This window comes from Rhodoferax sp. (assembly GCF_025354435.1).
Classification (GTDB): domain Bacteria; phylum Pseudomonadota; class Gammaproteobacteria; order Burkholderiales; family Burkholderiaceae_C; genus Rhodoferax_B.
Map to the genome: position 1 here is coordinate 45,281 of NZ_JANXMU010000073.1, position 14,195 is coordinate 59,475.

Genomic DNA, 14,195 nt, shown 5'->3' on the forward strand with positions numbered 1-14,195 from the left:
AAAACCAATGTGACATGCAGGGGCAACACCAGCAGCCTGGCAAAGCCAGTTCTGCGGTGTTTCTGGAAGAGGCCGGCGCGTTTTTAAGCGGGGTTGGCGGCTTGTAACCCGCCGTTCTGCCCCAAATTACGGGCCTTAATGGACTCTAAAATTCCATCGTCGTTTTACACAGCAACAAGGGCCTCCATGGTTCCCCATCTTATTACTGCGCTTACCGGCCCGATCAACGAACTTGAGCAGCGCATCCTCGACTCCATGCCAGCCATCGAACGCTGGTTCCGGCTGGAGTGGATGGAGCACACACCGCCGTTCTACAGCTCGGTGGACATCCGCAACGCGGGCTTCAAGCTGGCCCCGGTGGACACCAACCTGTTCCCCCGCGGCTGGAACAACCTGACCCCGCAAATGCTGCCGTTGGCCGTGCAATCTGCCATGGCCGCTATTGAGAAGATCTGCCCCGAGGCTAAAAACCTGCTGCTGATCCCCGAGAACGACACCCGCAGCACCTTCTACCTATCGAACGTGGCGCAGTTACAGCGCATCTTCCACATGGCCGGGTTGAATGTACGGGTGGGTTCGATCAGCCCTGACATCAAGGAAACCACGGTCATCAACCTGCCCAACGGCGAACAGGTGACGCTGGAGCCGGTGATCCGTACCAAGCGCCGTCTGGGGCTGAAAGACTTCGACCCCTGCACCATCCTGCTCAACAATGACCTGATGGCCGGCCCGCCCGGCATCCTGGAAGAGCTGCACGAGCAGTACCTGCTGCCGCCGCTGCACGCTGGAGGCTCGGTGCGCCGCAAAAGCAAGCATTTCCGCAGCTACGAAGAGCTGGCCAAGCGCCTGGGCAAGCTGCTGGGCATTGATCCCTGGCTGATCAATCCGATGTTCAACCAGTGTGGTGCGGTGGACATGGCGCAGGGCCAGGGCCTGGACTGCCTGACCACCAATGTGGATGCGCTGCTGGGCAAGATCCGCCGCAAGTACAAAGAGTACGGCATCAACGAGAAGCCGTTTGTGATCGTCAAGTCCGACAGCGGCGCCCCCGGCATGGGCATCATGACGGTGCGCGACGTGAAAGACTTGGCAGTGCTGCACCACCGGGCCAAAACCACGGCGGGCAAGGGCGCGCCGCAGGTAGTGGATGCCATCATCCAGGAAGGCGTGCTGACCAACGAGCGTATCAACGACGCGGTTGCCGAGCCTGTGGTCTACATGATGGACCGCTACGTGGTGGGCGGCTTCTACCGTATCCACGCCGAGCGCGGGGTGGACGAGAACCTCAACGCCCCCGGCTCCAGCTACGTGCCACTGGCTTTTGCCGACAACGCCCACCTGCCGCAGGTCGGTATGCGCCCAGGTGCCAGTGCGCCGAACCGCTTTTATATGTACGGTGTGGTGGGTCGCCTGGCCATGGCGGCGGCCAGCTACGAGCTGGAAGCGACCGATCCGGATGCAGAGACCTACGATTGACTAGCACATTTTTATAAGTTGCTGCACCGCAACATAAATCGGTTCTAGGGGCTCTACCCCGCTTGCACGTGGGATTCTGGGGCGCAAAATACGCTTCCCAAAGTTTATGGAACCCCGCCGACCCTTCTGGGGTCATTTAGACGGGACCTCATTAGTGCAAAGTTCAAAATCTTCGCTGTCGGCGCTTACCCTTGGCGCGCTAGGTGTGGTTTACGGCGATATCGGCACCTCTGCCCTTTACGCGTTTAAAGAAGTCTTCGCCCATGGCCATGTGCAGGTCATAGAGGCCAATGTGCTGGGTGTGTTGTCACTCTTTTTCTGGGCGCTGATGGTGGTGGTGTCGCTCAAATACGTGGTGCTCATCATGCGCGCCGACAACGAGGGCGAGGGCGGCTTGATGGCGCTGCTGGCGCTGGCGGCCGAATCGGTCAAGGACAGCCCCCGCTTGCGGCGCGCCTTGCTGATGCTGGGCGTGTTTGGCCTGGCGCTGTTTTTTGGTGACGGGGTCATCACCCCCGCCATCTCGGTGCTGTCGGCGGTTGAGGGTATGGAAATCATTACCCCCGGCGCTGCTCCGTATGTGAAACCCATTGCGCTGGTGGTGCTGGTGCTGTTGTTTATGGTGCAGCGCCGTGGTACGGGCGATATCGGCAAGTTCTTCGGCCCCATCACCCTGCTGTGGTTTGCGGTGCTGGCCATCGCGGGCATACACCAGATCGTGCGCAACCCGGTGGTGCTGTGGGCGCTGTCGCCGGTGTATGCCCTGCAGTTTGGCTTTGCCCACCTGCACATCGCCTTCATCACGCTGGGTGCGGTGTTTCTGTGCCTGACCGGGGCTGAGGCCCTATATGCCGACATGGGCCACTTTGGCAAGAACCCGATCCGTCTGGCCTGGTTTGCGGTGGTCATGCCCGCCCTGGTGCTGAACTATTTTGGCCAGGGTGCCCTGGTGCTGCTGGACCCGAGCGCTGCCGAAAACCCGTTCTTTCTGATGTTCCCCGACTGGGCGCTGATTCCTACCGTGGTGCTGGCCACTGCCGCCACCGTGATCGCTTCGCAGGCGTTGATTTCAGGCGCTTTCTCCGCCACCAAGCAAACCATCCAGATGGGTTACCTGCCGCGCCTGACCATCCTGCACACCTCTGTGCGCGACACCGGGCAAATTTACGTGCCCGCGGTCAACTGGTTGCTGTTGGCCGGGGTGATTGCCGCCGTGCTGATGTTCGGCTCGTCGGACGCACTGGCCGCCGCCTACGGCATTTCGGTCAGCCTGCTGATGGTGATCACTACGGTGCTGACCTTCTACGTGGTGCGCTATGGCTGGGGCTATTCACTGCCCCTGTGCATTGCAGCTACCGGTTTCTTCCTGCTGGTGGATATGGTGTTTTTTGCCTCCAACTCGCTCAAGATAATGCAAGGCGGTTGGTTCCCCCTGGCGATGGCACTGATTTTGTATGTGGTGATGTCCACCTGGAAAGATGGCCGCCGCCTGCTGGCCGAAAAGCAGCGTGAAAGCGCTATGGACCTGAAGGGCTTTCTGGACTCGGTCTTCATCAGCCCGCCTGTGCGCGTAGAAGGTACCGCGGTATTTTTGACCGCCGAAGCCTCTACCGTGCCCAATGCCTTGCTGCATAACCTCAAACACAACAAGGTGTTGCACGAGCACAACCTGTTTGTTACCGTCCACAACCATCCTATCCCCTGGATCGGCATGGGCAAGCGCATCGAAGTCGAGGCGCTGGGCCACAAATGCTGGCAGGTCATCATCCACTATGGCTTCAAAAACACCCCCGACATTCCCAAGGCGCTGGAACACATCCGGGGCCGGGGCTGCGAGCTGGAGGTCATGACCACCAGCTATTTTCTGTCGCGCGATACGGTCATCCCCACTCTTGGTGGTGGCATGGCCCCCTGGCGCGAAAAACTATTTGCGCAAATGCACCACAATGCCAGCGCCGCAGCCGACTTTTTGCGACTACCCAATAACGCGGTAGTAGAGCTGGGTTCCAAAATCGAGATCTAAATTGTCCGCTACCGCCGCTTCGACCAGCCTGAATTTTGATGTTTTGATCGTGGGCAGCGGCCTGGCAGGCCTCAGTGCCGCGCTGCTGCTGGCCCCCACCCACCGGGTGGCCGTGCTCACCAAGCGCGGCATGGCAGACGGTGCCAGCGCCTGGGCCCAGGGCGGCATTGCCGCCGTGCTGGGCCAGGGCGACAGTTTTGCCTCGCATGTGGACGACACTCTGGTCGCGGGGGGCGGCCTGTGCGATGTGGATGCCACCCGCTTTGTGGTTGAGCATGCGCCCGAATGCATTGCCTGGCTGCAGTCCATGGGTGTACCGTTTTCTACCGAAGACGGTGCGCTGCACCTGACCCGAGAGGGTGGCCACAGCCACCGCCGCATCGTCCACGCCACCGATGCCACCGGGGCTGCCGTGCAGGCCACCATGATGGCCCAGGTGCGCAGCCACCCGCAGATCACCCTGTTTGAAAACCACACCCTGGTGGACCTCATTATCGGCAGCAAGCTTGGCCTGCCCCAACAGGGCTGCGTGGGCCTGTACGCGCTGGATGCAGACACCGACCAAGTGCTCACCTTCAGCGCCCCCAACACTATCCTGGCCACTGGAGGCGCAGGCAAGGTTTACCTGTACACCACCAACCCTGATACCGCTACAGGCGACGGCATTGCCGCCGCCTGGCGCGCAGGTTGCCGGGTGGCGAACATGGAATTCATTCAGTTCCACCCCACCTGCCTGTACCACCCGCACGCCAAATCGTTTTTGATTTCTGAGGCCGTGCGCGGCGAAGGTGGCCGGCTGTTGCGCCCCGATGGCAGCCGCTTCATGCCCGAACACGACGCGCGCGCCGAACTGGCCCCGCGCGACGTGGTAGCCCGCGCCATCGACTTCGAGATGAAGAAGGGCGGCTTCGACTGCGTCTACCTCGACATCTCGCACCAGCCGAAAGCCTTTTTGCTGGAGCATTTTCCGAACATTTACGCCCGCTGCTTGGAGCTGGGTATCGACATCGCCCTCCAGCCCATCCCCGTCGTGCCCGCCGCCCACTACACCTGCGGCGGCGTGCTGACCGACCTGGAAGGCCGCACCGACGTGTCTGGCCTGTACGCCTTGGGCGAGGCCGCCTGCACTGGCCTGCACGGTGCCAACCGGCTGGCCAGCAATTCGCTGCTGGAATGCATGGTGTTTGCCCGTGCTGCCGCGCAGGCCATGGCGGCTGTAGACCGAGCCCCCGCACCCCAACTCCCTGCCTGGGACGACAGCCAGGTGATCGACAGTGACGAACTGGTGGTGATCTCGCACAATTGGGACGAACTGCGCCGCTTCATGTGGGACTATGTGGGCATAGTGCGCACTAACAAGCGCCTGGACCGCGCCGCCCACCGCATCGCCCTGCTGCAAAGCGAAATCGACGAGTTCTACGCCCGCCACCACGTCACCCGCGACCTGCTGGAGCTGCGTAACCTGGTCCAGGTGGCCGACCTGATCGTGCGTAGCGCCCGCACCCGGCAGGAAAGCCGGGGCCTGCATTTCAGCCGCGACTACCCTGGGCTGGCGGCAACAGCGGAGGCTACGGTTCTGGTTCCCGAAAACGTAAGTCAGTCGTAACGTTGTCGCGAAAGTGTGAGGTTTTTATTTTTTAAAAGGCTCATTTCGCCAGACGATTTGTATCTGCCGTGGAGCCGTTCGTTCACACTAGGTGGCGTATCGCCATGCCACTGTAATACGGTGCGCACATACCATTTTGTGCATGCAGAACCTGGATTTTCTGCTTTTTAAAAAACGGCAAAATTCAATGGATGGCGATCCCGAGCGAAAGAATTTCTGCTGTATTCGCCTGCGACAACCCGCGTGTGGGGTAGTTTTTTATCCAGACAATTGTTACGGTGCATACAATTTTTTCCGGGAAAATGTTTACATTCCATTTCCGCTTGGACGGGTGGGCACTAATCCTTAACGGTTAGCCCACCAAATTTCGGACCGAGCGGCTTGCGCATTTCCTCCTCTTGTAGTTGACAAAGGTGACGCACTTGCATGTGTTGTCATTTATATGTTTGTATGCACGTAAATTATTTATATTTATAGAGTGTAAATATACAAAATGGCAAGGGGTGCTTTAACAATCCATTCTTTTCAAGATGCCCCTTTACTCCGTCTCTGCTGTTGTGTCCTCCAAAGCTACCGCCTATGCCCTGTGCAATTTGCCGGTGCTAGCGCTTGTAAGTTTTGCATCAGGCGCGCAGGCCGATACGGGTGCCTCCTTGGGCTATGTCCTGACCAGCCCGTTTGGTGCCGTGTGGGCCTGGTCTCTGGTGAGCATGATGGGCATCGTCATGCTGCTGCTGACGGTCTACACCTTGCGACACTACGTGTTTTCCATCAACCGGCTGTTTGGTCACCAGCGCCATCCGTACGCCAGCATCGTCACCGCCAATTGGCCAAGGGTGACCATTTTTGTGGCAGCCCATAACGAAGAAGACGTGATCCAGGATTGCCTGGAAAACCTCATGCGGGTGGACTATCCGGCGGACCGTATGGTCATCATGCCTGTCAACGACCGCTCCAGTGACCGCACCCGCGAGATCATCGATGCCGTGGTGGCACGCTTTCCGGGCCGCATCACACCGTTCCACCGGGTCAGCGGTAAGCCTGGCAAGGCGGCGGCCTTGAAGGATGCCACGGCGCTGATCGACACTGACTTCATCATTGTTTTTGATGCCGATTACATGCCCTCGCGTGGCCTGATTCGTCGGTTGATGGCGCCCTTCTTTGATCCCGAGGTGGGCGCAGTGATGGGTCGGGTGGTGCCGCACAACGTGGGAGCCAATTTGTTGACCCGGTTACTGGATCTGGAGCGCTCTGGCGGTTACCAGGTGGACCAGCAAGCGCGCATGAACCTCGGCCTGGTGCCGCAATACGGCGGTACGGTGGGCGGCATCCGCATCAGTGCGTTGCAGTCGGTGGGTGGCTGGCATGACGACGTGCTGGCTGAAGACACCGATTTGACCTACCGCCTGCTGCTGGGCGGCTGGTTAACCGTTTACCACAACCGGGCCGAATGCTACGAAGAAGTGCCGCAGAACTGGGCGGTGCGCATGCGCCAGATCAAACGCTGGTCCAAAGGGCATAACCAGGCGCTGGTGCGCCACGGTGGTGCTTTGCTGCGCAATCCGGCGCTGGGTCTGATCGAGCGGCTAGACGGGTTTTTGCTGCTGGGTGTCTACATGATGTCGCCTATCTTGCTGTTTGGCTGGGTGCTCAGTCTGCTGATGTATTTCACGGTGTCGATGCAGGTACTGGCACCCGCGCTGCTGCTGATTGCCTTCATGGCGCACAGCGCGCTGGGTAACTTTGCCGCGTTTTTTGAGATCGCTACGGCGGTGCACCTGGACCGCTCGCGCCAGCGCATCCATTTGTTGGCGTTTACGTTCATGGGCTTCATCGTGAGCGCCGTTGCCATTGCCCAGTCGGTGCTTGAGCAGTTGCTGCTGGATCGATTGCCCGGTCGTGGTTTCCATTGGGACAAAACGGTGCGCTACCGCCGCCCCGTGGCATCCCCTGCCACGCCCATCCCGCTGTTGTCGGTGTCCACAGAGATACAGCCATGATGTTGTCCTTGTTGGTCGGACTGGCGTTGCTGGTGATGGTGTTGCCGCTGATGCCGGCATTGCGCGAGTGGAGGCGGCCCCGCGATGTAGTACCGCTCAAAATTGACGAAACCGATGCCCTCGATCCACTCTACCTGGCCCATAGTTTTGCCGCGTTGTTGGCTGAGGCCGTCAAGGTGGGGGCCACGCATATGGGCGGTTCCGGCATCGCCCATATGGCGCGCGGTGCGAATGGCGTGCCGCTGCTGGCGACCGAAGTGGCCGCCGGTCGTACCGACCGCTTGTGGCATATCCAGGGCGATGTCCAACTGCCTGAAAACATGGGCTTTTATGCCGAGGTGTCGGCCTCTGCTGGCCTGCATACTGCGGCGCACAACGTCTACCGCGCGCTGTGGGCCGGGGGGCAGGCCACGTTGGCACCTTTTTGTACGGTGCTGCGCTGGGCGCATGGTCGCGAGTTGCATGTCGGCACCGGTTGCCATTTAGCGGGGCGCGTGACAGCCCAGGACACACTGGCGGTTGAGCCTGGGGTATTTTTTATGCTGTTGCATGCTTCCCGCATCGACTTTGTGGCGCAGCGCGGCAGCCTTCGCGCCCGTGGGCCGGAGCCGGTTTTGTCCTGTGTTGCCATGACCGACTGGCCCGCTGGTGCGGTGTGGAGCCCTCCAGCACGCCGCGCCTTTGCGCGGTCTGCGTTGCGGATCGAAGACCGCCGTGCATGGCATGGGGACGTGGTGTGTTTGGCCGATCTGGATTTAGGTGCACATTGCCAGGCAGACGGTAGCCTGAAAGCGCGCGGTGACCTGCATGTGGGCGCTGGCTGCCACATCAGTGGGAGTGTGGTGGCTGACGGCGCTGTTCATTTGGCTGCGAACTGCGTGGTGCTGGGGGCGGTGTTGTCCGAGGTGGCGATTGTGGTTGGTCCTGGCTGCACGGTTGGCGCGCCTGGCGCGCCTGCGACCATCACCGCGCCACACATCGAGATCGCACCAGGGGTTACGGTCTACGGCACGCTCTGGGCCGAGAAAAAAGGCTGGACCGCAGAGGCCGCGACCTTTATCCCCGCGTCGGCGGCGGGCCAGTCCTCGCGCATCTTGCCTGCACACGGGGTGCTGGCATGAAGGGCGTGACGGTGTGGCATCTGGGGCGCGGTGTGGTGCTTGCGGGCTTGCTGGGCTGGTTCGCGTTGTGGGCCTGGCCACATTGGGGTGGGCAGCGCGCCATGCCGCTGACGCATTTGGCACTGCTGGTCCCTGATGACGTGGCGAGCGACGATCCCATCGTGCAGGTCTGGCAGGATGCCGCGACGGAAACCGGTTTCCCCATGGCGGTGGTACGTGTCTCGGCCCTGTTGCGGCCGGGCGGCTATCCGCTGGATGCCGCTTTGGTGGTGCCAGACACCGTCCACCGCCGCATGAACAGTGCTGTGGTGGCCCATCTGGAAGCGCGGGTGCGCGCTGGTGCTCAGCTGATGCTGGTGCACGACGCAGGTGTCTCCGATATGGACGGAAACTACCACCCGGTGCAGTCGCGCCTGTCCGCGTTGGCTGGGGTCCGCTACGCGCTGTATGAGACATTGGGACCTCACATGCTGAGCGAGGAGATCGCCTGGGTCGATGGATCGGCGGTATCGCTGCTGCGACTGCCTCCGGGCAAGCTGATGCGAGAGGGCGGCGAAAGCCCGTTGATCAGCACCCAGCCTGCGCCCCGGGCCGACGAAAAACTGGCCGTAGTCAGCTACAACTACGGCCGTTTGCGCTACCCGGTTTTTGCCACCAGCGGCATCTTTGATGGCCAGCGCCTGATGCATTTTGGCGGCGATGGCCTCCTAGCCGGCGTGCATACCCTAGGCAAGGGTCAGGTGCTGTTCGTCAATTTGCCGTTGGGGTATTTGAAGTTGCGTACCGACGGCTTCTTTTTGCACAGTTTTTTGCGTTTCTTTGCGCAAGACGTGGCGCAGTTGCCGCAGCTGTCCGCCATGCCAGAGGCGCAGGGCGCGCTCATCATGAACTGTCACATCGACTCGGCTAAAGCCGAACCTGCGATGGAGACCTTGCAAGCCCTGGGCATCTTTGAGCAAGGGCCGTACTCGGTGCACCTTACGGCCGGGCCCGATGTCGATACGGAAGGGGACGGCGCGGGCATGGACCTGGACCACAACCCCAACATGCAGGCGTGGGTGCGTCGCTTTGTCGCGCGCGGCGACGAAGTCGGCAGCCACGGCGGATGGATCCACAACGCCCTTGGTCTAAAGGTGGATAAACAACCACCTGCCGTGTCGATTCCGTTCATTGAAAAGAATGTGGCCAGCGTGCAAGCCGCCAGCGGCAAGCCTGTACGCGAATACTCGGCCCCGGTCGGCAACCACCCAGCCTGGGTTACGCAGTGGCTACACGACAAGGGCATCCAGGCCTATTACTTTACCGGTGACATCGGTATGGCCCCCACCCGCAGCTACCAGGGCGAGCGGCGCGGGCCTGCTGACATGTGGGCCTTCCCCGTGCTGAGCTATGGCACCTACGGCACGTTTGAAGATTCCCAGGTGGCACACCAGTCCGAGCGCGATATCGCCGCCTGGCTGCGCGATGTGGCCGACTACTGCGCCCAATACCGCACAGTGCGCTTGGTGTACTTTCACCCGCCGGGTATTGCGATGTTTCCCGCCGCCTTCAAGGGCTGGATGCAGCACACCGCCCGCTTGCTGAAGAAGAAGGAGCTGCACTGGATAACCATGGCGCAGTACGCTGACTTTGCCAACCAACGGCTTGGCGTGCAGTGGCAGATAGCGCAGGACGGGCAGTCTGCAGGAGTGCAGCAGCTGACCGCCAGCCATCCGCGCTCGCTGGAACATTTCACCTGGCTGCTACCGATGCAGCGATATGCCCAGCCGGTGGTGTTGCAGGGCACGGCCCAGATCGACCACGACGGCAGCTACTGGCGCGTGGTGGCGGGTGCCCAGGCGGCGCTAACTCTGCGACTGCCGTTCCAAACAGCCCCTATTTCCCCTGCTTCCGTTACGTTAAAAAAACCATGAATACGCCCGACTCCTCTCTCCAGCGCCCTATCCTTATCTCGGTCGGTACGCGTCCCGAAATCATCAAAATGGCCCCCGTGTACGCCGAACTGCACCGCCGCGGCATGCCCGTGGCCTGGGTGCACACGGGCCAGCACCGCGAAATGGCCGACAGTTTGTATGCGTTTTTTGGTATCCACCCCCAGCACGAAGTGGTGCTGGAGCGGCGCAATGGCAGCCTGGCCCATTTAAATGCGCTGCTACTGGAAGGCCTGTCCGAGGTTTACGAGCGGGTGCAACCTCGCGCGGTGCTGGTGCATGGTGACACCACCAGTACGCTGGCCTCGGCGCAAGCCGCCTTTTACCTGGATGTGCCCATTGGCCATGTGGAAGCGGGCCTGCGCACCGGTAACCCCCGCGAACCCTTCCCGGAAGAAAAAAACCGCGAGCTCACGGCCCGGTTGGCGCGCTGGCATTTCGCCCCTACCGCAGGGGCCGCTAGCAACCTGGGCAAAGAAGGCGTGCCCAGCCATGCCGTATACATCGTGGGCAATACGGCGGTAGATGCCGCGTTGGCGGGAACCGTCCGCATGGAGAAACTGCTGGCAAACGGCAGCTTGGCCCTGCCCGTCGCGCTGCAAGCCCCGCAGCCACATTTGACGCACTGCAAGCTGATGACCGTTACCGCGCACCGGCGTGAAAACTGGGGTGAAGGCATCCACCATATTGCCCGCGCCGTGGCCCAGCTGCTCACCCAACATGTTGATCTGGCGGTGGTCTGGCCGGTGCATGGTAATCCGGCCGTGCGTGATGCCGTCTACGCCGAACTTGGTGGTCTTGCCGAGCAGCTGGGTGGACGGCTTACGCTGTGCCCACCGCTGGACTACCCGGCCTTGCTCTGGTGCCTGCACCACAGTGCGCTGGCACTGACCGATTCGGGCGGCATTCAGGAAGAAGGGGCGGCATTGTCCTGCCCGGTGCTGGTTCTGCGCGACACCACCGAACGTCCCGAGTTGATCGATGCCGGTGCCGGAATGATCGTCGGCACCGACACCGCCCGCATCGTCCGTACGGTGAAGCAGCTGCTGACCGACCCCGCAGTGTTGGGACGCATGCGCCAGGCCATCAACCCGTTTGGCGATGGCCGTACCGCCCCACGTATCGCCGATGTACTAGCCCGCGATCTCGAAAGTTCCGCATGCGTTTGAACCCGATTTTCCAAGCCTGTACCGGCATGGCCATGGCGCTGGGGGCACAGGCTGTATCCGCCCAATCTGCACCGGTGCAGCCCCTGTCCCCGGTCACCTGGGACATCCAGGCCACCCACAGCAAACTCAGCGCCGGGCTGCCGGACGGCGAGGCCCTTGCGGTGCGTGCCACCGTGGCTTTGCCCAGAGGCAGCAGCCTGCAGTCGGAACTGATGCAGGAGCGCAAGTTTGGCGAGCGGGGTGGTATCTGGGCACTGGCCTATACCGATTTCTTTGCACCCGATTGGTTCGCAACGGGCACGCTGGTGGTGGGGCAAGGCGGCCCCAACTGGGCCAATGGCCGGGCTGATTTGCAGGTGTCTACCAAATGGCTGGACCAGCGCCAACTGGTGACCTCTGGCGCGCTGTACCACGCGGTGTATGACGGTGGCCGCAGCGACTCCGGGTTGCGCCTGTCGGCGGTCTGGTACCTGCCGCTGCCAGCGGTGCTGGAGATGGGTGTCACGTTCAACCTCAGCCAGCCCGGCAGCGTCAATTCCGACATGCCCTATGCCAGCGTCACCGTTGGCCAGGAAGGCCAGCAGTACCTGAGCCTGCGCCTCAGCAATGGCACCGAGGCCTACCAGGCTTTGGGCGCAGCCACGCAGTTGGTCAACTTCCATAGCCGTAGTGTGTCGGTTACTTGGCGGCGCTGGATAGGCCCCCAGTGGGGCTTTACAGCGCAGGCCGAGCACTACCGCAACCCCGCGTACCAGCGTCAAACACTGGGTGTCGGGCTCTTCGCCCAGTGGTAGGACCGGCGATGCCAAGGCCTAAGCCCACTACCCCTCTGGAGTCGACCCTGCGCCTGCGCCTGTTTGGCCATTTAGGGAGCCCGATTCCGCCGCACCGGGCGATATCCCGCCTGCACCTGCCGTGGCACAGGCTCTGGGCGGGGCTGGCCCTGGCCGTGGTGTTGACGGTGTTGCTGGTACTGCTGCGCCCTTGGGTGGCACAGGCCTGGGCGGTAGAGATCGTGTGGTGGATGCGGGCGCTGGAATTGCCCGGCCATTTTGATGTGCACGGGCGGGGTGGCGAGGACGTGCTGGCTGTACCGTTTATCGACTTGCAGTTAGATGCCCCCGATGGATGGATTCCCGTGTGGCATGGGGTGGCTGCTTTGTGCGTGTGGTGGGCCGCAGGCCGCATGTCGGATGCCGCCAAGCCGGTGGCCTATTTGCTGCGCTTTGCAGTGCTGGTCCATGGCGCATCGGTGATCTTTTTCATCTTCTGGCCCGCCAGTTTTCCGCATTCGGTGGACTTGCACACCGGCAGCGGGCTGCGCCAGGCTTGGCACCTGATGCTGTTGGCACCGTGGATCCACCTTGCCACCTACTACCTGTTTCCGTTTGCGCTGTGGCAGCGCGGCTTGGTGACCGTGCTGAGCTGGCTCTTTTTGTTTGTACTGACCCCGCTGCAATATGCCTTGCATGTGGCGTTGGTCCAGCATATGGGGCTGGTGGTCATGCCGCTGCTGCACCTGCTGTTTGGCGTCATGCTGGACATCATTGGCTTTGTGGCCCTGTATGGCTGGGCGATGGGCTGGAAAATGGCCGAGGTGACCCATGCGTAAATACAAAGTGCGCCAGCTCTTTGCTGCAGCGGTAGCGCTATGCGCGGCCGCTGTGGGTGCTGTAGATGCGCCTCTTACCTCGGCGGCATGCCCCCCGGGCGTACTGGTGGATGCCGCATTTCGGGATGCTGCGTTGCAGGCTTTAGGCCGCCTGGTGGTACACGCTCCCGGCCACAGTGCCGACGGTGCCATCAAAGTGCACCACTCGCCTGCGCACCTGGATCCGCAGGGCGGAGTGTGGCACTACGTATCGACCTACCAGGTCAATCTGGGACTGATCGGGGCTTTGCGGGTGGCCCCTGGGCTGGCGCCCACCGCCGCCCAGTGGTTACGCTGGCAGGCGGCCCACACCACCTCCACCGGGCCATCCGAAAGCGTGGTATTTGACCACTGGGTGCGGGCCAGTGATCTGCAGGAATCCACCTGTCCACCCGGCAAAAGTCCGCGTTCTTGCCCCCAGGTGGATGCCTATGACAGCACTGCCGCAGCGCTGTTGCTGATGGCCCAGGCCTATGCCCGGGCGGCACCCGCGAGCCCGTTGCTGCGGGAGCCCAGCTTGCGCCGGGCCTTGGAAGAAGCTGCCGCCATCTTGGCGCGGCTGACCCAGTCCAACGGCCTGCCGTGGGCCAAGCCCGACCACCAGGTGGCGTATTTGATGGACGCGGTTGAGGTGTCAGCGGGCTGGCGCGCCTGGGCACAGCTACAGCGCGAGGTGTACGGCATCCCCCAAGCCGCCAAAAACAGCATGGCGATGGCGCAGCGTACCGATGCGGCGGTGCAAAAGCACCTCTGGCACGCCCCCAGTCGCACCTGGCTGGTCAGTGTGGATGCCGGCAAATCCGACTTCACCCATTGGTATCCCGATACCGTGGCCCAGGCTTGGCCGCTGCTGTGGATGGATGCCGCGCAGCCCGATGGCGCTGCCGGTGTGGCACGTGCCCATGCTGTATGGCAGCAAACGATTGCGCCCTGGTAAAAGGCGGCAGGTTGGCCGCAGCGCAACGTGGACCCAGAGGGGTTTTGGTGGCCGGCCGTTGCGGTTGCCGCGCACTGTGTGGGCGATGACCTCGCCGCCTCGACGTGGGTGGCCCGGGCCCGCAGTGCCTGGATGCGCCCCGACGCGCTATTTGCCTAGCCGTTCCAGGTCGGTGACCTGCAGTGGTTGTTTTGGCTGGCCGATCCCGTGCCAGTAAGCCCCGGTGCCCACCCGATTTTGTAAGCGTTGGTTTTTTGTTTTCACTTCACTTTGGATGTCCT

10 protein-coding genes are annotated in these 14,195 nt (G+C 61.9%); all 10 read left to right on the forward strand.

The features are described 5' to 3' along the window. Positions 1 to 186: 186 nt before the first annotated feature. Complete coding sequence (gene gshA, locus Q0T48_RS18150) at positions 187 to 1,476, forward strand: glutamate--cysteine ligase (RefSeq protein ID WP_295959197.1); 1,290 nt, start codon at positions 187 to 189, stop codon at positions 1,474 to 1,476. A gap of 154 nt (positions 1,477 to 1,630) precedes the next feature. After that, complete coding sequence (locus Q0T48_RS18155) at positions 1,631 to 3,499, forward strand: potassium transporter Kup (RefSeq protein ID WP_295959198.1); 1,869 nt, start codon at positions 1,631 to 1,633, stop codon at positions 3,497 to 3,499. A 1-nt stretch (position 3,500) separates the two neighbouring features. Next, positions 3,501 to 5,105 carry an L-aspartate oxidase gene (gene nadB, locus Q0T48_RS18160; protein WP_295959200.1) on the forward strand — a complete coding sequence of 535 codons (1,605 nt, stop codon included), beginning with the start codon at positions 3,501 to 3,503 and terminating at the stop codon, positions 5,103 to 5,105. A 710-nt stretch (positions 5,106 to 5,815) separates the two neighbouring features. Next, positions 5,816 to 7,105 carry a glycosyltransferase family 2 protein gene (locus Q0T48_RS18165; protein ID WP_295959560.1) on the forward strand — a complete coding sequence of 430 codons (1,290 nt, stop codon included), beginning with the start codon at positions 5,816 to 5,818 and terminating at the stop codon, positions 7,103 to 7,105. Next, positions 7,102 to 8,226, forward strand: coding sequence for a hypothetical protein (locus Q0T48_RS18170; protein WP_295959202.1), 1,125 nt, complete (start codon positions 7,102 to 7,104; stop codon positions 8,224 to 8,226). The genes Q0T48_RS18165 and Q0T48_RS18170 overlap by 4 nt, the downstream gene beginning before the upstream one ends. Further along, positions 8,223 to 10,139: a hypothetical protein gene (locus tag Q0T48_RS18175; protein WP_295959205.1), complete on the forward strand. Its 1,917-nt coding sequence runs from the start codon at positions 8,223 to 8,225 to the stop codon at positions 10,137 to 10,139. The genes Q0T48_RS18170 and Q0T48_RS18175 overlap by 4 nt, the downstream gene beginning before the upstream one ends. Further along, complete coding sequence (wecB, locus tag Q0T48_RS18180; protein ID WP_295959208.1) at positions 10,136 to 11,326, forward strand: UDP-N-acetylglucosamine 2-epimerase (non-hydrolyzing); 1,191 nt, start codon at positions 10,136 to 10,138, stop codon at positions 11,324 to 11,326. The genes Q0T48_RS18175 and wecB overlap by 4 nt, the downstream gene beginning before the upstream one ends. Continuing rightward, a complete protein-coding gene (locus tag Q0T48_RS18185) occupies positions 11,317 to 12,120 on the forward strand; it encodes a YaiO family outer membrane beta-barrel protein (protein ID WP_295959211.1) in 804 nt (267 codons plus the stop codon). Before wecB ends, Q0T48_RS18185 begins: the two co-directional genes overlap by 10 nt. A gap of 8 nt (positions 12,121 to 12,128) precedes the next feature. After that, a complete protein-coding gene (locus Q0T48_RS18190) occupies positions 12,129 to 12,938 on the forward strand; it encodes a hypothetical protein (protein ID WP_295959214.1) in 810 nt (269 codons plus the stop codon). Further along, a complete protein-coding gene (locus tag Q0T48_RS18195; RefSeq protein ID WP_295959217.1) occupies positions 12,931 to 13,914 on the forward strand; it encodes a hypothetical protein in 984 nt (327 codons plus the stop codon). The genes Q0T48_RS18190 and Q0T48_RS18195 overlap by 8 nt, the downstream gene beginning before the upstream one ends. Positions 13,915 to 14,195 lie beyond the last annotated feature (281 nt).